Raw genomic sequence first — 18,858 nt, forward strand, 5'->3', positions numbered from 1 at the left:
AGATGGAGGCCTTCCCGCCAGCCGCACCTCGGCACACAAGTCCACCGCGTCCGTTGCTCCCTTCCGGGCCTGGCGGGTTGCGCGATTTATCGTTGCGAGGGGACCGGCAGGTCGGCCATAACGCGCCCGTAAAGGCGAGCGCGCATTGTGGCCAAACGTTTATGCCTTTGCAAGTTCAATTGAACGGACTGAAACCGTCCTCGTGACCCACTTCCCTGGCCTCGCGGTGGCGTTGCTCCATCATCCGCTCCACCCGGCGCGCCTGGACTTCGGTATCGGCGTCCACCATCACCAGGTAGTTGCCATTCTCCACGTCTTTCCAGTAGGGCTCCAGGTGATGGTTGCGGCTGGAAATACCGTAGATGCCGCCCAGCCAGGCGCCGAAGCACATGCAGAAAAGGGTGCTGAAGATCACCACGCTCAAGGCCAGTTGCCGCCCCCAGGGCTCCATCGCCACCAGCGCCGAGCCGATGATGAAACCGCCGAGCGCGCCGAACAGAGCGCCGAGAAAACCAGCATGCATGATCTCGGTATCTTCCCAGATGGTGGTGGCGTGCAGCTGGGCCCGGATCACCGGGCCGGATTCCTTGCCCAGAACATGCATGCGGCCTTCGTCGATCCCGGTCACGTCCAGATCCCGGGAGATATTCTGGACACTGTCGAGAGTGCCGGTAACGTAGTACAAGCGTTTCATGGGTCCGCCTCCTTGTCCGCAGCCGGAATCACGCGTTCTCCCGTCAGGGGGCGTGCATTCCGGGCTTGTATCTTCGATTCTGCGCCGCCGCCGACAACGGTGTCAGGGCGTTGAATAGACAAGTTGGCTATATTGGAGGGAGCCTGATAACGGGAGGGAATGTCAGGGACCGGTGTTACCGGCCCCTGAGTATATTGGTATCAATCCTTGTTGATCGGGACCTGACGGGCTTTCTCGGATTCCGGAACCACCCGTTTCAGATGCACCACCAGCAGGCCATCGTTCAGCGCGGCGCTGTCCACCTGCACGTGGTCGGCCAATCGGAAGGTGCGCTCGAAGGCACGGCGGGCAATGCCGCGATGCAGCCAGGTACGGCCCTGCTGCTCCTCGGCGCCGGGTTTGCCGGTGATGCGCAGAACATTCTCCTGCACCGTCACGGTCAGCTCGGCCTCACGGAAGCCGGCCACCGCCATCACCACCTGATAACGGCCATCGGCGTCACGGATAATGTCGTACGGGGGATAACCGCCGGACTGGTCGGAACGCAGGCCGTCCAGCCATTCGTCGAAGCGGTCAAAACCCACACTGTGCCGAAAAAGAGGTGCCAAAGTATTCATCACGTCGTCTCCAGATTCATACCACCCGTTCCCCGCAGGCAAAGGGGTGGACAATTTACCGGGCATCCCGCTCATCGGAACGCCTGTTTGGGACGTGACACTTCAGCCGGCTGTGGTCACGGGGAGATAAATGGGGGGTGGTGAAAAGATTTCAAGGGGGAGTTCGCCGGACGCTGTAAAGATGGAAACCCAGCGTCCTTCAACGCGGCGGATCGAGCCGTTCGGCGGTGGTGTTATTGCAGCGAAACCAGCCGGCGATGCTGATTCGTTGGGCCTGGGCCTCCAGCACCTCATGAGGAATGTGCTCGCTCAGGAAGCACACCAGCGTGCCACCGAGGGGTTCCACTTCCGTATCCACCACGCGGCTGTGCGGTTCCGGCCACAGGCGCAGGCGGCCGCCCAGGTCACTGCTCCAGTTCTGATTCAGGTACAGCACCACCGATAACACGCGGCCGGAGTTGCCGCGAAAGGCATCCAGGTGGCGCCGATAAAAAGCGCCGGGATCGTAGATGGCGAAGTGCGCTTCCAGATCGAACAGCCCGAGAAACAGCTCCCGGTTCACCGCCAGCCGCAGCTGCTCCAGTTCTTCCTGCAGGCGGCATTGCGCCAGGGTCGAGCCGTTCAGCCAGCAGGTGCGGTCACGGCGCACGCGCTGGTCATGCTGGTGATCCTCGCGCCGGCCGATACCGGCTTCCTGAAATTCGCCACGGGCATCACGCAACAACGCCTCGCGGCGCAGGGCGCGGATCAAAGGCGTGGGAAAATAACCCGGCATGACCGCGTAATGACGGGCCACCAGGCTGTCGATGAGCCGCGCCCGCCGTTCACCGGCCTGCGCGTCAAAAGGGCTGATTGTGGGTTCCAGCGAAGGATCCTCGGTGAATCCTCAAGCGTCCTGGGACGCTCATCCTCAAGCGTCCCGGGATACTGATCCGGATGGAAACGCTCAGTGCAGCGCGCCGGGCTCCGCGGGCGCGCCCTCTTCGTCGGGCCAGAACAGCCAGCCCGCCTGCTGGCATTCTTCCAGCAGTTGTACCGTGCCGTCCACGGTGGCCTGCACGAAATAGATGAACTGATCGAAGGTGACGCCCTGACGGCCAAGCAACAGGTCGCAAGCAACCAGCCTGGGCATGGAATCATCATTGACGTCCAGGAACAGCTTCAGGGACGGATATTGCATGTTCAGAGCGGAAAGCTCCGCCTGCACCGCGAACAAGGCGCCGGGGCGAATCTCCAGCTCGGTGGTCAGCAGCAAACCGTCTTCCTCGACGAACAAGCGCGCGTCCACCACTCCTTCCCGGGACTGCAATTCACTCAGGTGTAATCCATGGCACTGATCGCAAATATAGTGCTGGATATTCGCCTGCTGCAGCCAACGCGTAACCTGTTCCGCGTCGGGAGTGACCACCGTTATCATCCGTCTCTCCTGTAGAGCCTGTTCATAATCTTTACGCCGCCGCGCCGGAGTTCCCTTCTCACCTGGCAGAAAGTGTCGTCAGGTCGTGATTCCGATTGTGCGGTGTAGTCAATCTACATAAACAAGCGTAATCGCGGCCTGGCGGTACTCTCCACCTAAGGAAAGTGGACCCGGCCCTTCGGGTTGCGCTGGAAAATACCCGGAGGGCACAGGGCCGCCAGACGACGCCCCGGCCTTTGACTTTGGCCCCACCAAAGCCTGCAGTCCGCGACGCCGCCTGGCGGCTTTTCCAGCAGCAACGCGGTGGCGTAAAGATCATGAACAGGCTCTTGGGAGGCGCATCATCCGGCATTCGCCGGGCAAAAGAAAGAGCCTATCCGCCCGCCGTTTGCCGATCCGGGCCCGGCATGACGACGCCGCAGCCGTGCCCACCCCGGCCGGGAACCGCTAACATGCCAATTCTGTCCTTGTTCATTGAAGACCGGAAGCAAACGATGACAACAACGACCTACGTGGCTTTTCCCTCCAGCGAAACCCTCCACCGGACCACCGACGGCTTCATCCGCCGCATGAACGGGGGCGCGCGGAAAGCGGAGCCTGAAACCGTGGAAACGATCATGAAGACCTTCGTCGAGGAGGCGCTGGGGACTTTTTTTCTCAAACCGGCGGCGATGGCCGGTCTTGGCAGCGGGCAGACCCGCCTGATCCGCATGGCCTGTGACACCATCGCCAAGGCCACCGGCCTGGTGGTGGGCCGCAGCGCCAGAAAGATGGATCTGGAGCAGAATCAGGCCGCCGCCCGCTATATGGATGACATCCGTTTCCAATCGGAGGACGGCGGCACCTGGTACGTCGCTTTCCCCATCGACGAGGCGCTGGCGGAAAAAGGCCGCCAGGCACGGCGGCTGGCGGATGAAGGTAGGGAGGCCGAGGCCCGCGACGCTTTGGTCGCCTATTTGCGTGAAATGACCGAGGTTGCTCTGGACTGGTATTTTGAAAAACCAGTGGCCCTGCTTCATTTTGGTCCCATTTTGCGTAAAGTAGCGGCCGTTGGCATCGATACCACCCGGCGGGCCAGTTTCGGTGTGATCGGCAAGGTCATCCCCAAATTGGAGCGCCAGCAGTTGCTCCACTCCGTACACTATTACTGTGGCATGCAGAGGACATTCTGATTTCGTGCTCGGTTTCCTTGTTTATTCCCCCTTATTGTGCACATGTCGTCACTGAATGTATCCGTTGTACTCATCAATAAAACGCTTTCATAACAAAGTATTACCTAGGTATCAGGCAGGGATATAACCTCACTAAGTTTTTACAAAACTGCTTATACAACGGATTGCGCAGGCACAATTTCGCTCTCTACTATCGCAGTAGAGAGACCGATAAACAAAAAACGAGGAGCCAGCCGTGTCATTGCGCCATGCCATTCTTGTCCTGTTACAAGACGAAGAAGCCAGCGGCTACGACCTCGCGCGGGAGTTCGCCAACAGCATCGGCCTGGTGTGGAACGCCACCCACCAGCAGATCTATCTGGAACTGGGAAAATTGAACGAGCAGAACATGGTGCATTATCGCCATGTGCCCCAGGACGGAAAGCCAGATAAAAAGCTGTACCGCATTACCGATGAAGGGCGACAGGAACTGGTGCGATGGTTGCGCCGCCCAGCGGCGCCGGCCCGGGTCCGGGACGCCTTCATGGTGAAGGTCGCCGGAGCCGCCCTGGCCGATCCGGAAACCCTGCTTGGCGAACTGGATCAATTGGTCCAGCAACGCAAGGAGCGACTCGCCAACTTCGAAGCCGAGGCCAGAAAACTGGAGCGACAAAGCGAGGGCAACAGCCGCTTTCAGCATCTTACCCTGCGCCGGGGCATTCTCGACCAGGAGGCCTGGCTGGCCTGGGCCGAGGAAGTTCGGGAAGTCCTGGAGGACACACTGAGCCATCAACACTGAGACCTCCATCCCGTTCGAGGGGCCACCGGCGATTCGCCTGTTTCAATGGCTGATCGAAGCCCCGCCTCTGTTCGCCACACCAGCGGGCGCCGACCAGGATGCCGGTGTTCTGCTGGCCCAATGCCTGGCCGAGGATCCTGATTGGCCCCATCGCGCCGCCGCGGCGGGCGCCCCTCCCCTGCAAGGTCGTCTCGGCCACTGGTTCGAAGCCCTGGTGGCCGCTCTGCTTGCCCATGGCCAGCGCCTTGAACTGCTGGCACGCAATGTTCCGCCACGCCGACAGGGACGCACGCTGGGGGAGTTGGATATGGTGCTGTTTGACCACGGCAGCGGCCGGCGCCTGCACTGGGAACTGGCGCTCAAGTTCTTTCTCGGCCACGACGGCCGATGGCCCGGCCCCAATCCGCGCGACACTCTGCAAAGCAAAGCCGAACACCTGTTTCAGCGCCAGCTGCCCCGCAGCCTGGACGTGAGCGCGGCGGAACCTCCCATCGCCCCCGTCGATCATCGGCAGGCCCTGACTCGCGGGCGCTTGTTTTACCCGACACCACCCTGGCCGCCACCGGCACAGGCGGCCCATGGGCATCAACGCGGCTTCTGGTGCCGGGCCGCGCAGTGGTCCACCCCGGCCCGGCCGGTGCCCCGGGCCTTTTGGGCCATTCCCGAGTTGTTGTCGGACAATTTCACCGCACCGGTTGCCCCCACCGAATTGCGCGACTATGTTCAGCGCAAACAATCCGTGGTGATGATCCTCACCGATAACAACGCACCGGGTTTTCTGGTGCCGGACACTTGGCCCTTTTAATGCATTTCGATCCCTTACCCGAACCACTGGTGGCCCCGTGTGGACAGGTCCGGCTCGGCCTGTTTCCCGATTCCGTCACCACCATCAACGGCCGTGCCTGCGATTACCGAACGCCGATGGGGTCGCCCGCCTCGCGCCGGGCCCGTCATTTCCATTACAAGCAGTTCCAGTATCTCGGCGTGATCAGCAACGATCTCCTGATCGGCTGTGCCCTGGCGGACACCGCTTACCTGGGGGTGGCTTTTCTCTATATTTACGAACCCGCCACCGGCATCCTGGAAGAACACACCTGGCGGGCGCCGCTGGGGCGCGGTCTGTGCATGTCGGACTCGCCGGTGAACGGTGAAAGCCGCTTCCGCCGTGGCGGCATCGACATCGCCCTGGGTTACCGCACCGACGACGGTGCCCGGGAGAAATCCCTGACCGTGCGCGGCGCCGGTCTGGAACTGGATGTGGTGCTGGAAGAACCGGCGGGCTACCAACCCATGTCCCTGTGCACCCGCACCGGCGTCAACGGCTGGGTCTATGCCAACAAGGTGGCCGGCGTCGGCCTGCGCGGCCGGCTGCGATGGCGCGGCCGTGAATGGTCACTGGCGGATCTGGTCAACGTCGGCGGCCACCACGATTTCTCCGCCGGTTACATGCGGCGGGAAACCTTCTGGAACTGGGCCTGTTTTTCCGCCCGCATCGACGGTCACCGTGTGGGCCTGAACGTGTCCTGCGGCGTCAACGAAACCAGCGTCAATGAAAACTGCCTGTGGCTGGACGGCCGCCTGATCAAGCTCGATGGCGTCAGCTTCGACTATCAGCGGGACGACCTCATGGCCCCGTGGCGGATGCGCAGCCGTTGCGGCCGTCTGCAACTGCGTTTCGAGCCGCGCGGTGAACACCGCGAGCGCCTCAATCTGGGACTGTTCGCCAGCAACTTCCATCAACTTTTCGGGGTGTTCCACGGTGAGCTGAAACTGCCCGATGGCACTACCCTGTCTCTCTCCGGCCAGCCCGGCTTTGTCGAGGAGCAATACGCCAAATGGTAGATCCGCATAACGAAGACAGCACACCCGAAGCCGGCGCTACCACTCCGCCAGCTCAGGATCCGTTCAATGAAAAGCTGCGCCGCGGCCTGTTCTGGATGGTGCAGTACTGGAAGGAACTGGTGAGCTTTCGCTTCGACCGTTACATGATCATCCAGGTGATTCCCGGCGTGTACGGCGTGGCGCTCACCGCCATTGCCCTGGGGCTGCTGTATCTCACCGTGGAAGCGTTCATGACCTCCACCTGGCGCGGCCTGTTCTTCCTGTTCATCGGCGCGCCGCTGGGGTTCCTGTTCATGGCCTCGGCTCTGCGCGCCCTGCTCGAATTCTACATGGTGGTGTTCAAGATCTCCGAGCACGTCGACCAGTTGGTGGGACTGCGCGACACCGTGGACCGGCTCTCCGGCATCGGCGATACCGTGGATGAAATGGTGGCGGTGACCCGCCGCATTCCGTTCTGGCGGGTGCTGTCCGGACGGGGCCGGCCGGGCAAGGAGAAGGATAGCGAAGACAACAACGGCGGCGACGGCCGCTGAGGCAGTTTTCCGTGGGAGCTTGCCTGCAAGCGAATATCGCTAAACGCCTGGGCGTGCCCCATTCGCTTGCAGGCAAGCTCCCACAGCGGCTAAAGATCCGGTTATTGTCCTTTCTCGCTGTCGACCGTCCACTAGGGCCTGTTCACACTAGCGAGGCTTCGTCGCTTCCAGCGCCGTCAGCAGCAAACGCTGGTACAAATGCTCGCGCAGGCCGTCCGGGTCGGCCAGTCCCATTCGTGCCAGTTCCTCGCCATAGCGTTCCGCGTGATGCTCCTGGAACAGCGCCTTGCGGCCCAGTTTGAGGTATTCCTTCTGGCTGACCTTGGCCTTGAGCCAGGTCAGCGCTTCCAGAACGCGCTGTTCGGTACTGGTGAAATCACTGCCCAGCGGGAACGGCGGCAGAGCCCCGGCACCGGCCCGGGCCGCCAGGCGCTCCAGCGCGTCCGGAGTATTGTGGCGGTGCGGTTCCGGAATCTGATAATCCCGCCGCAACTTGCCCGCTTCCTGGGCCTGTTCCAGCAGCTGCGCCTGAAAGCGGCTGTCGGTGATATTGAGCGTCGCCATCACCACTTCCTCGTCACTGCGCCCGCGCAAATCGGCGACCCCGTATTCGGTCACCACGATATCGCGCAGATGCCGGGGAATGGTGTTGTGCGGGTAGGAGAACACCACATTGGATTGCGCCTCACCGCCACGTTCACGCCAGGCCCGTACCATCAGAATGGAACGGGCACCGGCCAGTTCATGGGCCTGGGCGACGAAATTGTATTGGCCGCCAACACCACTGAGTACGCGGCCGTCGTCCAATTGGTCCGCCACCGCCGCGCCCAGCAGGGTGATGGAAAAAGCGCTGTTGATGAAACGGGCATCGCGCCGCTGCAAACGGCAGATCGCCTCCTCACCGAACAGGTCGTTGATGTAGTTCACCCGCGTCATGTTGATCGCCGCGCGAGTGTCGTCGTCCAGTTCGCGCAAACGCTGATAGAACGCCCGCGGCCCCAGGAAGAAGCCACCGTGCATGACGGTGCCGCCAAGCAGTCCGCGTCCCAGTACCGCCTTGAGCGCCTCACGAGTGGCGCGTTTCTCAAGATCGTTGGGGACCACCACGCCATTGGGCAGCGACAGGTTATCGCCGCCGTCCCGCAGCGTCAGTTCTTCCTGGACAATGCCGTAGTGGCGCAACCGGCTCAGATCGTCAGCGCCGAGGCGCGCCGGCAGATCACCGCTTTCACGCAAATCATCCAGCAACGCCAGAGTCGGCGTCAGCGCCGCGTCCGCCAGCACCCGCCGTTGCAGCGCCGGCCAGTCATACACCGCACGGCGGATGATGCCGTCATCGATCAGGGTCAGCAGCCCGTGGGTCATCATTTCGCTGCAGCCGTAAAGTCCCTGCTGAAACGGCCCCACCCCGCCCTCACATTCGATCAGTTGTCGCTGGCTGTCGGACATCGGCAATTGCCCCAGCAGGGCACGGTATTCATCGTTGTGGTGTTGCCGGCGCAGGGTGTGATGCACCAGGGCATCGCCGAGAGCGCCGATACCAATCTGCAAAGTACCGCCATCACGAACCAGGGTGCTGGCGTGCAAACCAATGAAATGGTCCTGGTGGCTGACCGGCATGTTCGGGGTGGAAAACAAACGGGTCTGCGCCTGTTCGTCATCCAGAAGAATGTCCATCTCCGGCAGCCAGCGCTCCAGGGACGCATCGTTCTCCATGAACGGCAAATCATGGTGCACCTGCCCCACCGCGACGATGGTTTCGCCGGCGTCGCGGCGGGCCTTGAGCATGGGCAGCAATTCCAGAGTCACCTCCGGGTTGCAGGAAAAGCTGTATTGGCGCCGGCCATCACGTTCCCGCGTGGCCAGCAGTTGCGCCACCACATTAACACCCCGGGCATTGATATCACGGGCGGCGTGGGTGTAGTTGACGCTGATGTAGTGCCGTTGGGCATCCGTGCTGTTCAAAAGACTGCCGGGCTGGAAAAAGAACTCGAACACGCGGATGTTCTCCGGTAAGGCGTCCTTGCGCACCGCGTGCAAATAATCCAGTTCCTCGTAATCAGCGAACACACGGTCGGCGAACGGTTCGAGAAAACGCCGTTCCAGATCGCTGCCGGCACCGGGCCGCCCCAGGGACAAAGCGGTGTAGATTTCCAGGGACAAGGACGGATCGGCCTTCACCCGCTGGTACAAAGCATTCACGAAGCGATTGGGTTTACCCAGACCCAGCGGCAGCCCCAGGCGCACCTCGCCGCCGGTGAGTTCAAGAACCCGGTCCACCGCCTGTTCGGCGTTGTCCATGTGTTGCGGCATGGCTGACTCCATCATTCCAGATCAGACGACAGCATATCGCGACCGCCCGGCCGCTCCTACACGTTAGACATTGTTTTGCGGAGAGGGAGCGTTTGACGCAACCGCTATTCGCTGCCTGGGCAGCGAATCGACGTGTGGCACTGGCGCCTAATACAGCGGCTCGGAGATAATCTTCACATCGCTGGCTTTCATGCTGTAGCCGGCCTGGCCGTACTCGGTTTCTTCCGGCGTCACCTTGAGTGTGCCGGTAACCTGCAAGGCGCCCATGATGGCATCCAGCGGCACGCCCTTGCCGCTGGCGCGGACCAGGATGATCTGATTGCGCGGCGGCGGCGGCGCATGAATGCAGGCGCCGAAATACGGCACCAGCAGAAATTCGCGCACATAGTCAGCGTCGCCCTCCAGCGGCACGCCGAAGCCGGTCAGCCGGATGTCCTTGTCGTCCAGACTTTGCTGCAACGGCGCGCTGTTCCACAGCGCCTGGATGTCGTCCATGATCGACATCGCCTCGGGGTCTTCGTCCTCGGTGCGGTTGATACGCTCGGCCAGTTCGTTGACTTCCTTTTCCGGGTTCCAGTCTTCCGGTATCAGATGGTCCCATTCCAGTGTCACCGGCGCCGCCCGCGCCATCAGCGTCAGCATCGCCAACACCACCACCAAAGCGAATCTCATACTCTCTCCTCTAAGGAGCCTCTGAATCAGTATTACGGCGCCTCTGCAAGGCCTGAAGGCCAGAGGCATAGCAATACTGATTCAGAGGCTCCCTAATAACGTGGCGTGAGCCCGTCACTGAGGGTGTGACGGTAGGCCCGCCAGGCCGGAATCAATCCCACCAGCGTGCCGCTGACCAGCACCACCAGCAACCACAACACCTCCAGCGGTGCCGGCCGCCACAGACTCAGCGCCATGCCCAGACGCTCACTCAGTACCGGCATCGCCAACGCAGCGACACCTTGCAAAAACAGAACGCCCGCCGCCACGCCAACCAGGGACAACAAAGCACTTTCTCCCACCATCAATAGTCCGATCTGCCAGGGCCGCGCGCCCAGGGCCCGCAGAATCGCCATCTCCCGGCGCCGCTCGTTGAGGGCGGTGAGCAAGGCGCTGAGCATCACCAGCAGGGCGACGCCGAGCACCGCCACCGAGATCACCCTCAGCGCCTGCTCCACCATTCCCAGCATGCGCCACATCTGGCCCAGGGCAACGCCGGGAATCACCGCCTGCAGCGGCTCCGGCGCCCGCGTATTGATCCAGCGTTGCATCTGGAACACGGCAACCCTGGAATTCAGCCCCACCAGCAACGACGTCACCGAATCCGGCTGCAGATCGCGGGAGCGCGCTTGATCCGGACTGGTGTGGCGGCCCGGCAGCGGCGTGCCCGCCACCCAATCCAGGTGGATCGCGGTCATTGCCGCCAGAGAAATATGCACCGACTGGTCCACCGGCGTACCGGTGGCGGCGAGCACACCACGGACCTTGAACGGCATGGTGTCATGACGGCGCACCGATACCGTGCCGGTACCGTGCCCCAGCACCACCTCGTCCCACACCTTCAGCCCCAGCCGCGCCGCCACCCCGGCGCCCAGCACCGTGTCGAACACGTCATCGAACGGTTCTCCATCACTGAAACGCAGTGGTTCATCGCGACCATAACGGTAGTAGCGGAAATAATCGGTGGTGGTCCCCACCACCGGAAAACCACGCAGATTGTCACCGAGGGAGATCGGCACCACCCAGGCCACTTCCGGCCGCTTGGTGATCGCCTCGACGCTTTCCCAGTCCATGTTCGCCACCGGCTCGCCCAGGCGGAACACGCTGTAGAGCAACAGATTCAGAGCGCCACTGGGTTTGCCGACGATCAGATCCACCCCGGAAACAGTACTGGTGAAACGGTCACGGGTTTCCTGACGGACCCGCTCCACTCCGGTCAGCAAAGCGGTACTCAAGGCGATGGCCAGCACCACCAGCACCAGGGTGGCACGGCGATGCCAGAGGCTGCGCAGGGTTAATCGCCAGAGCATGGCGCCGCTCCATTGAGAGTGGGTAAATCGAGATGCCGGTCGAAATGCGCCGCCAGCCGTTGATCGTGACTGACGAACAACACCGCGCTGTTCTGCCGCTCGCTCTCACGCAATAACAGCGTCATGAAGTGGTCACGGCGGCGGTCGTCCAGCGCCGAGGTGGGCTCGTCGGCGATCAGCAGCGCCGGCTCGGCGACCATCGCCCGCACCGCCGCCACCCGTTGCTGCTGGCCCACCGACAGCTCGATGGCTTTCCGGGCCAGCAGCGCTTCGGACAGTTCCAGGCGTTCCGCCAGGGCCAGGGCGCGTTCCCTGCCGGACGCGCGGCCGATGCCGGAGAGCGCGGCGGCCAACAGCACGTTGTCCAGGCCGCTCAGGTACGGCACCAGGTTGAACTGCTGGAAGATGATGCCCAGGTGACGCGCGCGCCAGCGATCGCGGCCGGCGGCGGACAAGCTCGCCAGATCCTGGCCGGCCACCGTTATGCAGCCCTCTTGCGGCAGCACCAAACCTGCAATCAGGGCCAGTAACGAGGATTTGCCGGAACCGCTGGGGCCACCCAGAAACACTCTCTCCCCGGCGGCCACGCAAAGTGATTCCAGTATCAGTACCGGGCTATCACGCCAGCCAAAACTCAGGTCCTGGCAGCGCAACACTTCGGTGCTCATTGCGCCTCCCTCATCGCACGTCCCACTATCGCAAGTCCATGGACAACCGGGTACGGGGCGCCTTCAGGCTGTCAGCACGGGCGCCCTGATCGGTGACCAGTTGCACCTTGAGCGTGACACCGTTAAGGAATTCCAGTAATGGCACATCGATCCACTCCAGTTTTTCCGGGTGATCGCAGTGCCAGCGATAGCGCGCCTCGAAGTCGGCATGGCCACCGTGGTCGTGGTCGTGGTCGTGGTCGTGGTCGTGGTCGTGGTCGTGGTCGGCGTCATGATCAGGGCTTTCTTCTCCATGATCATGCTCTTCGGTTTCGGAATCGGAGAGGCCACTGTGCACGCTCTCGCGAGTTACCTTGCAGGCGGCGGCGGGCGCCGGCTCCAGCACATTGGTGCCCTTGCCCAGCCGGGCCAGGGCGTCTTTCACCAGCGCCTTCTGATCGTCGTCCCGGGGAGCATGTTCAAAACCCACCACGTCCGCCGCCGGCAGCGACAGTTCCACCAGTAGCGTGCCGCCGGCCATGGCCAGGTCCAGATTGCCTTGTCCGTGCACATGGGGGCCCGCCGCCTGGGCCAGCCCCACCGAAGTGCTCAACGCCATCGCTATCGCCAACCGTCGCATGGTGGTGCTCCTCTTCAAATGCGGAATATCAGTGCCGTATGCGGTCCAGAGCCGCGCGGAACGCCGCCAGACACTGGCCGGGAAAGGCCGGGTCGTCGCCATCGGTAATCAACACCAGCCGGCTGTCATCATCATCACCGGGCCACGACGGCAGCGGCGACATCTCCAATGGCTGGCCACCCACACCTTGGACCAGCAAAGGCCCATCCAGTTTATCCACCGCCACCAGCGCCTTGAGCCGCACCAGACGCGGCCCACACCGTTCCAACAGGTCCGCCCACAAGGACTGCAGCGCGAAATAGTCCACCGCGCCGCGCCAACGCAGGTCGGCGGCATGCAGCCGATGCCGGCTTGCCTGGGACGCCACGAGCAATGGCGGGCTGGCGGCGCCGGCCACCGCGCTCAGCTGCCCGGTGACCCGGCAACGGCGTGGAAAGGCGCGATCCAGCAACGCCGGTTCCACCCGCCCCTGCTCGCTCCACTGCCGTTCGGCGGCGGGGTTCAATTCCGCCAGGGCGGCTTCCAGTGGCCCGCGTTGTTCCGGTTCCACCTGATCCGCCTTGGTCAGCAACAGCACGTCCGCGGCACGCACCTGCTCAATCACTTCGGGATGCCGGCTCAACCCCGCCATGCCGGATCGCGCGTCCACCGTGGTGATCACCGATCGCAGCTGGAAATGGCGCCGCAGCCAGCGGTCCTGTTCCAACACCGAGGTGACGCCAAAGGGATCGGCGGCGCCCGTGGTTTCCACCAATACGGTGGAAAAGCGCGGCACCTCGCCGGCGGCCCGGGCCATGAACAGGTTGCGCAAGGTAGTGCGCAACGACCCCTGCACCGTGCAGCAGACGCAGCCACCGGCCAGCAGACTCACCGGCACCGATGCCTCACCCACCAGGGCCTGGTCGATGCCCACCTGTCCCAGCTCGTTGATGAGCACCGCCAGGTCATCGCGTCTGGACAGCCAGTGATTCAGCACCGTGGTTTTGCCGCTGCCGAGAAATCCGGTCAGCACCACCACCGGCACCATGGTCACGGCACAACCGACCAGGGCAGCGTTTCACCGGCCAGGAACGGCACCAGTTCCTCTCCCGCGGCCCGCACTTGTTGCGGTACCGCCCAGGGATCCCGCCGCAACGTGACGGTGTCCGGATTGCGCGGAAGACGATAAAAATCGGCGCCGAAATGGCTGGCGAAACCTTCCAGCTTGTCCAGCGCGCCGTGGCGCTCCAGGAAAGTGGCGTACAACGGCAAGGCCGCCCGCGCCGAATAACAGCCGGCGCAACCGCAAGCGGCTTCTTTCTTGTCACGGGCGTGCGGCGCGGAATCGGTACCGAGGAAAAAGCGCGGATGCCCTTCCAGCACCGCCTGTTGAATGCGTTCCTGGTGGGTACGGCGCTTGAGCACCGGCAGACAATAGTTGTGCGGGCGAACGCCGCCCACCAGCAGATCGTTGCGGTTCATCAGCAAATGCTGCGGCGTCACGGTGGCGGCGGTGGCGTCGCCGGATTCCTTGACGAAATCCACCGCTTCACCGGTGGTGACGTGTTCGAAGACGATACGCAAGGCCGGGAAGCGACGGCGAATGCCGGTGAGATAACGGTCGATGAAGACCTTTTCGCGATCGAACACGTCGATCTCCGCCTCGGTCACCTCGCCATGCACCAGCAACGGCACATCGTGCTTCTCCATTGCCTCATAGAGGTGAACGATCCGCGACGGATCGGTAACGCCGCTATCGGAGTTGGTGGTGGCGCCGGCGGGATACAGTTTAAAGGCGTGAACAAAGCCGCTGGCGGCGGCCTTTTCCACCTCTTCCACCGGCGTTTCGTCGGTGAGGTAAAGCACCATCAGCGGTTCGAACTCCACGCCGGCGGGAATGTGGGGCACGATGCGCCGACGATAGGCCTCGGCCTGGGCCACGGTGGTGACCGGCGGGGTCAGGTTGGGCATGACGATGGCACGGCGGAACACCCGCGCGGTCACCGGCACGGTTTCGGCCAGGATGGCGCCATCACGAAAATGCAGGTGCCAATCATCGGGCCGGCAAAGTGTCAGGGTATCGGTCATAGGAAAACAGTCGGGTCCGGGAAAAGTGCCATGATACGAAAAACCGCCGGCGCTTGCCCTGAAGAACCGGTTTTCCATGGTGTCACGCCAATTTGTTATAACATAACAAAATCAACATAAATCACAACCCCGTGCTCTCTTACAACAGCCAGCGAAATGCCCGGCGCAATTCTTCCTCGCCTTTTTCCCGGTACCACCGGCCATGCGCCAGGATCACCCGTTCCGGCTGCCAGCCAAGCAACGTCCGCACCGCGTCACGCAACGCGGATCGACGCCCGAGAAAGGTGAGGCGCATGTCCCGGGGCATTTGGCCGTCCGGGTCCAGTACACCGCCCAGACGGGCCAACCAGCGGTGGGCTGGCGCCAGGCGGGAGGCTTCGAAATTCTCCACCAGGTCGGTGAGAATCAAAGTGCGGCTGTGCGGATGGAAGAACACCACTTCGGTCATGTAGCGGCTGGTCACCGGTAAGGTCCGCAGCAGATCATCCCAGGGCCAGGGCCCGCCACGATCCAGTATTTCCACGGGAAAGTCGATGCGCTCCCCGGCCCTCTCCCGCACCCCCGGCGCCACGAACGTGCGAGCCGCGGGGAAAGCGGCCTGCCACCGCGGCAGCCACCAGTAGTGAATGCGATTGGGACCGATCAACCAGCGCGGCTCGCCCAGCGCCAATACCTGCCGCCGTAGCGGCTCGGTCAAGGCGGTGGGGGAATGCACGAACAATCCGCCGTCGGCCGAACGCACCAGCGTCATGCGGGTGGGAAACGGCATCTTCATACCCGGCGGCCCGAAGCGGATCATCGGGCCATCCACCACCCAGACCGAGTCGGCCACCGGTTTCAATTGATTCAAAGGGGTATAAATCCCAGGTTCCCTGGAGGTATCCACGGCCTACGCTCCTGGTTGGCCAAAACCATACCGTACCGGCCTTGATCGTTTTCGCCAATGGCTTTGTCGGAGCCGGCCATTGTGGCGACGCCCCGCCCCTTCAGACTGGAATCAGGCCTGCAGTGGGGAACCTCGCCGTCCGCCGCTCGACACACTCTGTTCATCGCCGGAACAGCGCCGGGATGATTGGAACAATAACAATACCGGAGGCCATGCCATGACGCCTTTTGTTCGTGTTTTGTGCGTTCTTTTCACGTTATCGCTGTGGTGTCTTTCCTCGCCTATCCAGGCCGAGCCGAGGACCCTGCATTACGCCACCGCCGTGGCGCCCACCGATCGCCCCAACAATCGGGCGCGGCATTGGTGGGCCGAGCAAATCAAGGCCCGCACCAACGGCGAGATCGAGATCGAAATCCACTGGATGCAGAGCCTGGTGAAATACGCGGATACCGCCCAGGCGGTCAGCTCCGGCCTGGCGGATATCGCCGGGATGACACCGGATTACACCGCCGCCCGTTTTCCGCTCTGGGCACTGTCACAAACCGAGGTGGGTCCGGGGGATCATTATATTGCCGCCGAGGCGTGGCGGCGGATGATGGCGGACACACCCGCTCTGCGGGAAGAACTGCAACGCAACAACATGGCGTTCATGGCTGTGTACTCCACCGGACCACGGGTGCTGATCAGCAATACCCGGCCCTACCTGACACCGGAAGACTTCGACGGTGACCGTGTGCGGCTCACGCCACGGAGCGTACAGGCGGCGCAGCAGGCGGACTGGGAGGTGACACCGATCAATCTGACCTTCACCGACATTTACTCCGCCATGGATCGCGGCACCATCAACGGCGCCCAGTCCGCCGCCTATCTGGTGCCGCTGTTCAAGCACCACGAAGTCGCCAAGCACATCGTCGAAACCGGGAACGGCCAGTCCATGATCCTGGAAGCGATGAATCTGGATACCTGGAACAGCCTGACCCCGGAGCAGCAACAGGTATTCAAGGAAGTAAACCGGGAACTGGAAGTGCGAATGGCGGAAGCCGGCCTGGAAGAGTTGGAACAGGCGCGGGAGATGATCCGAAGCAATCGCGAATTCCCCACCGAATACCACATTCTCAATGCCCGGCAACAGGCCCAATGGGAAACCGGTTATCTGCCGGTTGAGCGTGCCTTCGCGGAGAAAACCGGCAAGCGCGCGCCCCAGGCGGTATCGGTGTTCGAGCGTTTTCAGGAGCGTCTCGGGGAAGTGGCGGCGGAAGTAAAGGAAAGCGGCTACCCCTGGGAACGGGATAAGGTGGCGGAACGCTGAACCGGCGGTCGCTCCGCTTTTGCCGGAACAGGTCTTGCCGAAACAAACCAATCAGCAATGATCGCGCTGGCGCTTTACGCCAAATCTTTTGTCGCGATAGGTCATTGTTGCCCAACCGGGGGACCGACAGACTGAAATTCGAATAGGGTGGCCCGCTGGCCGCCCCTGCCTCGAATGTAATGGATCGACCCATTAAATAAGAATAGTAATAGCGGAGGCCCTACCAATGTCGCTGAAAAAACATCTGATGGTCGCGGGCGCGGCCATCACTTTCTCCCTCACCAGTGCTCTGGCCGGCGCGGACACCCGTACGCTTCATTACGCCACTCCCGCGCCGCCCACCGACCGCCCCAGCAACGAGGTGCTGCGCTGGTGGACCAATGAGGTCAAGGAACGCACCAACGGCGAAGTCGAAATTGAAGTCCACTGGCTGCAAAGCCTGGTCAAGTACCATGACTCCGCCCAGGCGCTCAGCTCCGGGCTCGCCGACATTTCGCCGATGAACCCGGAATATGTGGAATCCCGCTTCCCGCTGTGGACGCTGTCGCAAACCGAAATCGGCTCCGGTGATAACTACATCGCCAATGAAGCCTGGCACCGTGTACTGGAAAAAAACCCGGCCATGGCGGAGGAACTGAAGAAGAACAACATGGTGCATCTGATCGCTTACTCCAGCGGCCCGCGCGTCAACGCCAGCACCAGCCGCCCCTATCTGACACCGGATGACTTCGACGGCGACAAGGTCCGCATGACACCGAGAGCGGTACAGGCGGCCAAGCAAGCCAATTGGAACGTGACACCAGTGCAGGTGGCGTTCGCCGATATCTATTCCGCCATGGATCGCGGCACCATCAACGGCGCCCAGACCTACACCTATCTGATGCCCCCCTACAAACACCACGAAGTAGCGAAGTACGCGGTGGAAACCGGTATCGGCCAGTCCATGGTGGTGGTCAACATGAACCTGGATACCTGGAACAGCCTGACGCCGGAACAACAGCAGGTTTTTGCCGAGTTGAACGATGAGTATCGCACCCGCATGGCCCGCGCCGGTCTCCAGGAGGCCGAGGATGCGCGTGAGATGATGCGCACCAACAAGGAGTTCCCCACCGAATTCCATATCCTCACCGCTGAGCAGCAAAAAGCCTGGCAAGCCGCCCTGGAACCAGTCGAACGGGCCTACGCGGAAAAACTGGCGAAGCGTGACCCCCGCGCTCTGGAAATCTTCGAAAGCTTCCAGAACGAGTTGCGCGCGGTGCAGAAAGAAGTGGCGGATAACGGCTACCCCTGGCAATCCGAAAAAGTCGCCGGGAACTGATCCATGTCTCGAATGCCGTGGCCCGTTCGTGTGATGGACCGGGTGGATCAGGTCCTGGTATGGCTGTCCCAGGCCCTGCTCGCCGCCATGGTCGGCATCACCTTTGTGTCGGTGGTGGGGCGGAGTTTTTTCCGCAGCCCGGTCCCCGATGATCTGCTGCTTTCGGAAATGCTGATGGTGGCGATCGTGTTCGTGCCACTGAGCTACGTCCAATCCATTCGCGCCCACATCGAAGTCACCGTGCTCACCGATCACCTGCCCCGCTGGCTGCAGGAAACCCTGGTCTCGATCGGTCTGATCATCGGCATCGTCATGTTCGCTTGGATGGCCTGGCTCAGCGCCGGCAAGGCCTGGGAATCCTATGAGTGGGGAGAAATCGCCTATGCCAGCACGCTGGGGTTACCAGAATGGCCGGTGCGCGCCTTGATTCCCTTGGGCCTGACCTGGTGGTGCGTGCGCATGTTGATTCAACTGCTGATGCCCTGGACCCGCGAGCCGCCGGAGTCCGAGGTGGAACGCACTTTGCGCGAATCCGAGGACGCTTGACCGTTCATTATCGGGATAGCACGGGTCCTCTGAATATTTCGGGCGCATCGCCCCTTCA

The 18,858-nt window shown here is 62.3% G+C and carries 20 protein-coding genes and 1 other RNA gene; 8 read left to right on the forward strand and 13 right to left on the reverse strand.

What is annotated here, in order from left to right:
- Nucleotides 1-12 precede the first annotated feature (12 nt).
- The 5 genes from ffs to CRO06_RS08130 all read right to left on the reverse strand — a co-directional run bounded on the left by ffs (nucleotide 13) and on the right by CRO06_RS08130 (nucleotide 2,728).
- Nucleotides 13-109: signal recognition particle sRNA small type (ffs, locus tag CRO06_RS08110), an RNA gene on the reverse strand.
- Between the two features lie 66 nt (nucleotides 110-175).
- On the reverse strand, nucleotides 176-694 hold the full coding sequence (locus CRO06_RS08115) for a hypothetical protein (RefSeq protein ID WP_097058180.1): 519 nt from the start codon (nucleotides 692-694) through the stop codon (nucleotides 176-178).
- A 200-nt stretch (nucleotides 695-894) separates the two neighbouring features.
- Nucleotides 895-1,311, reverse strand: coding sequence for an Hsp20 family protein (locus tag CRO06_RS08120; RefSeq protein WP_080531218.1), 417 nt, complete (start codon nucleotides 1,309-1,311; stop codon nucleotides 895-897).
- A 199-nt stretch (nucleotides 1,312-1,510) separates the two neighbouring features.
- Complete coding sequence (locus CRO06_RS08125) at nucleotides 1,511-2,107, reverse strand: 2OG-Fe(II) oxygenase (RefSeq protein WP_342352125.1); 597 nt, start codon at nucleotides 2,105-2,107, stop codon at nucleotides 1,511-1,513.
- A 150-nt stretch (nucleotides 2,108-2,257) separates the two neighbouring features.
- Nucleotides 2,258-2,728, reverse strand: coding sequence for a YbjN domain-containing protein (locus CRO06_RS08130; protein WP_022997103.1), 471 nt, complete (start codon nucleotides 2,726-2,728; stop codon nucleotides 2,258-2,260).
- A 494-nt stretch (nucleotides 2,729-3,222) separates the two neighbouring features.
- Here CRO06_RS08130 and CRO06_RS08135 point away from each other — a divergent pair, with 494 nt between their 5' ends.
- The 5 genes from CRO06_RS08135 (at nucleotide 3,223) to CRO06_RS08155 (ending at nucleotide 7,053) form a co-directional block, all read left to right on the forward strand.
- On the forward strand, nucleotides 3,223-3,900 hold the full coding sequence (locus tag CRO06_RS08135; RefSeq protein WP_097058204.1) for a hypothetical protein: 678 nt from the start codon (nucleotides 3,223-3,225) through the stop codon (nucleotides 3,898-3,900).
- Between the two features lie 235 nt (nucleotides 3,901-4,135).
- Nucleotides 4,136-4,678: a PadR family transcriptional regulator gene (locus CRO06_RS08140; RefSeq protein ID WP_097058181.1), complete on the forward strand. Its 543-nt coding sequence runs from the start codon at nucleotides 4,136-4,138 to the stop codon at nucleotides 4,676-4,678.
- Nucleotides 4,679-4,730: 52 nt separating this feature from the next.
- A complete protein-coding gene (locus CRO06_RS08145) occupies nucleotides 4,731-5,483 on the forward strand; it encodes a DUF1853 family protein (RefSeq protein WP_280522543.1) in 753 nt (250 codons plus the stop codon).
- Nucleotides 5,483-6,520 (forward strand): DUF2804 domain-containing protein, encoded by a 1,038-nt coding sequence (locus tag CRO06_RS08150; RefSeq protein ID WP_097058183.1) that lies wholly within the window; start codon nucleotides 5,483-5,485, stop codon nucleotides 6,518-6,520. The genes CRO06_RS08145 and CRO06_RS08150 overlap by 1 nt, the downstream gene beginning before the upstream one ends.
- On the forward strand, nucleotides 6,514-7,053 hold the full coding sequence (locus CRO06_RS08155) for a DUF4282 domain-containing protein (RefSeq protein WP_022997108.1): 540 nt from the start codon (nucleotides 6,514-6,516) through the stop codon (nucleotides 7,051-7,053). Before CRO06_RS08150 ends, CRO06_RS08155 begins: the two co-directional genes overlap by 7 nt.
- A gap of 147 nt (nucleotides 7,054-7,200) precedes the next feature.
- On the opposite strand, the gene CRO06_RS08160 is transcribed toward CRO06_RS08155, so the two are convergent.
- From CRO06_RS08160 to CRO06_RS08195, 8 genes are all read right to left on the reverse strand, one after another.
- Entirely contained in the window at nucleotides 7,201-9,366 is a 2,166-nt protein-coding gene (locus tag CRO06_RS08160; RefSeq protein WP_097058184.1) for an acetyl-CoA hydrolase/transferase C-terminal domain-containing protein, read from the reverse strand.
- A 147-nt stretch (nucleotides 9,367-9,513) separates the two neighbouring features.
- On the reverse strand, nucleotides 9,514-10,038 hold the full coding sequence (locus tag CRO06_RS08165; RefSeq protein ID WP_022997110.1) for a DUF3299 domain-containing protein: 525 nt from the start codon (nucleotides 10,036-10,038) through the stop codon (nucleotides 9,514-9,516).
- A 92-nt stretch (nucleotides 10,039-10,130) separates the two neighbouring features.
- Nucleotides 10,131-11,387: an ABC transporter permease gene (locus tag CRO06_RS08170; RefSeq protein ID WP_097058185.1), complete on the reverse strand. Its 1,257-nt coding sequence runs from the start codon at nucleotides 11,385-11,387 to the stop codon at nucleotides 10,131-10,133.
- On the reverse strand, nucleotides 11,372-12,055 hold the full coding sequence (locus CRO06_RS08175) for an ABC transporter ATP-binding protein (RefSeq protein ID WP_022997112.1): 684 nt from the start codon (nucleotides 12,053-12,055) through the stop codon (nucleotides 11,372-11,374). Before CRO06_RS08175 ends, CRO06_RS08170 begins: the two co-directional genes overlap by 16 nt.
- Before the next feature lie 25 nt (nucleotides 12,056-12,080).
- The gene (locus CRO06_RS08180) at nucleotides 12,081-12,674 is read right to left on the reverse strand and encodes a DUF2796 domain-containing protein (protein WP_179746522.1); all 594 of its coding nucleotides are present in this window, start codon (nucleotides 12,672-12,674) and stop codon (nucleotides 12,081-12,083) included.
- A gap of 28 nt (nucleotides 12,675-12,702) precedes the next feature.
- Nucleotides 12,703-13,701, reverse strand: coding sequence for a CobW family GTP-binding protein (locus CRO06_RS08185; RefSeq protein ID WP_244902795.1), 999 nt, complete (start codon nucleotides 13,699-13,701; stop codon nucleotides 12,703-12,705).
- Between the two features lie 2 nt (nucleotides 13,702-13,703).
- Complete coding sequence (pyrC, locus tag CRO06_RS08190; protein WP_026949523.1) at nucleotides 13,704-14,741, reverse strand: dihydroorotase; 1,038 nt, start codon at nucleotides 14,739-14,741, stop codon at nucleotides 13,704-13,706.
- 139 nt (nucleotides 14,742-14,880) lie between these two features.
- Entirely contained in the window at nucleotides 14,881-15,627 is a 747-nt protein-coding gene (locus tag CRO06_RS08195) for a DUF4336 domain-containing protein (protein ID WP_218839883.1), read from the reverse strand.
- 217 nt (nucleotides 15,628-15,844) lie between these two features.
- On the opposite strand from CRO06_RS08195, the gene CRO06_RS08200 reads away from it, so the two are divergent.
- The 3 genes from CRO06_RS08200 to CRO06_RS08210 all read left to right on the forward strand — a co-directional run bounded on the left by CRO06_RS08200 (nucleotide 15,845) and on the right by CRO06_RS08210 (nucleotide 18,800).
- Nucleotides 15,845-16,936, forward strand: coding sequence for a TRAP transporter substrate-binding protein (locus CRO06_RS08200; RefSeq protein ID WP_081744297.1), 1,092 nt, complete (start codon nucleotides 15,845-15,847; stop codon nucleotides 16,934-16,936).
- 226 nt (nucleotides 16,937-17,162) lie between these two features.
- Entirely contained in the window at nucleotides 17,163-18,254 is a 1,092-nt protein-coding gene (locus CRO06_RS08205) for a TRAP transporter substrate-binding protein (RefSeq protein ID WP_022997118.1), read from the forward strand.
- 3 nt (nucleotides 18,255-18,257) lie between these two features.
- The gene (locus CRO06_RS08210) at nucleotides 18,258-18,800 is read left to right on the forward strand and encodes a TRAP transporter small permease (RefSeq protein WP_233916615.1); all 543 of its coding nucleotides are present in this window, start codon (nucleotides 18,258-18,260) and stop codon (nucleotides 18,798-18,800) included.
- The last annotated feature ends 58 nt before the right edge of the window (nucleotides 18,801-18,858 follow it).

The sequence above is a fragment of the Alloalcanivorax xenomutans genome (genome assembly GCF_900217905.1).
Classification (GTDB): Bacteria; Pseudomonadota; Gammaproteobacteria; order Pseudomonadales; family Alcanivoracaceae; genus Alloalcanivorax; species Alloalcanivorax xenomutans.

Coding starts and splice junctions, on each gene's coding strand:
- CRO06_RS08210 (WP_233916615.1), top strand. CDS start 18,258: ATGTCTCGAATGCCGTGGCCCGTTCGTGTGATGGACCGGGTGGATCAG.
- CRO06_RS08165 (WP_022997110.1), bottom strand. CDS start 10,038: ATGAGATTCGCTTTGGTGGTGGTGTTGGCGATGCTGACGCTGATGGCG.
- CRO06_RS08150 (WP_097058183.1), top strand. CDS start 5,483: ATGCATTTCGATCCCTTACCCGAACCACTGGTGGCCCCGTGTGGACAG.
- CRO06_RS08175 (WP_022997112.1), bottom strand. CDS start 12,055: ATGAGCACCGAAGTGTTGCGCTGCCAGGACCTGAGTTTTGGCTGGCGT.
- pyrC (WP_026949523.1), bottom strand. CDS start 14,741: ATGACCGATACCCTGACACTTTGCCGGCCCGATGATTGGCACCTGCAT.
- CRO06_RS08170 (WP_097058185.1), bottom strand. CDS start 11,387: ATGCTCTGGCGATTAACCCTGCGCAGCCTCTGGCATCGCCGTGCCACC.
- CRO06_RS08200 (WP_081744297.1), top strand. CDS start 15,845: ATGACGCCTTTTGTTCGTGTTTTGTGCGTTCTTTTCACGTTATCGCTG.
- CRO06_RS08115 (WP_097058180.1), bottom strand. CDS start 694: ATGAAACGCTTGTACTACGTTACCGGCACTCTCGACAGTGTCCAGAAT.
- CRO06_RS08120 (WP_080531218.1), bottom strand. CDS start 1,311: ATGAATACTTTGGCACCTCTTTTTCGGCACAGTGTGGGTTTTGACCGC.
- CRO06_RS08180 (WP_179746522.1), bottom strand. CDS start 12,674: ATGCGACGGTTGGCGATAGCGATGGCGTTGAGCACTTCGGTGGGGCTG.
- CRO06_RS08160 (WP_097058184.1), bottom strand. CDS start 9,366: ATGCCGCAACACATGGACAACGCCGAACAGGCGGTGGACCGGGTTCTT.
- CRO06_RS08155 (WP_022997108.1), top strand. CDS start 6,514: ATGGTAGATCCGCATAACGAAGACAGCACACCCGAAGCCGGCGCTACC.
- CRO06_RS08130 (WP_022997103.1), bottom strand. CDS start 2,728: ATGATAACGGTGGTCACTCCCGACGCGGAACAGGTTACGCGTTGGCTG.
- CRO06_RS08185 (WP_244902795.1), bottom strand. CDS start 13,701: ATGGTGCCGGTGGTGGTGCTGACCGGATTTCTCGGCAGCGGCAAAACC.
- CRO06_RS08135 (WP_097058204.1), top strand. CDS start 3,223: ATGACAACAACGACCTACGTGGCTTTTCCCTCCAGCGAAACCCTCCAC.
- CRO06_RS08205 (WP_022997118.1), top strand. CDS start 17,163: ATGTCGCTGAAAAAACATCTGATGGTCGCGGGCGCGGCCATCACTTTC.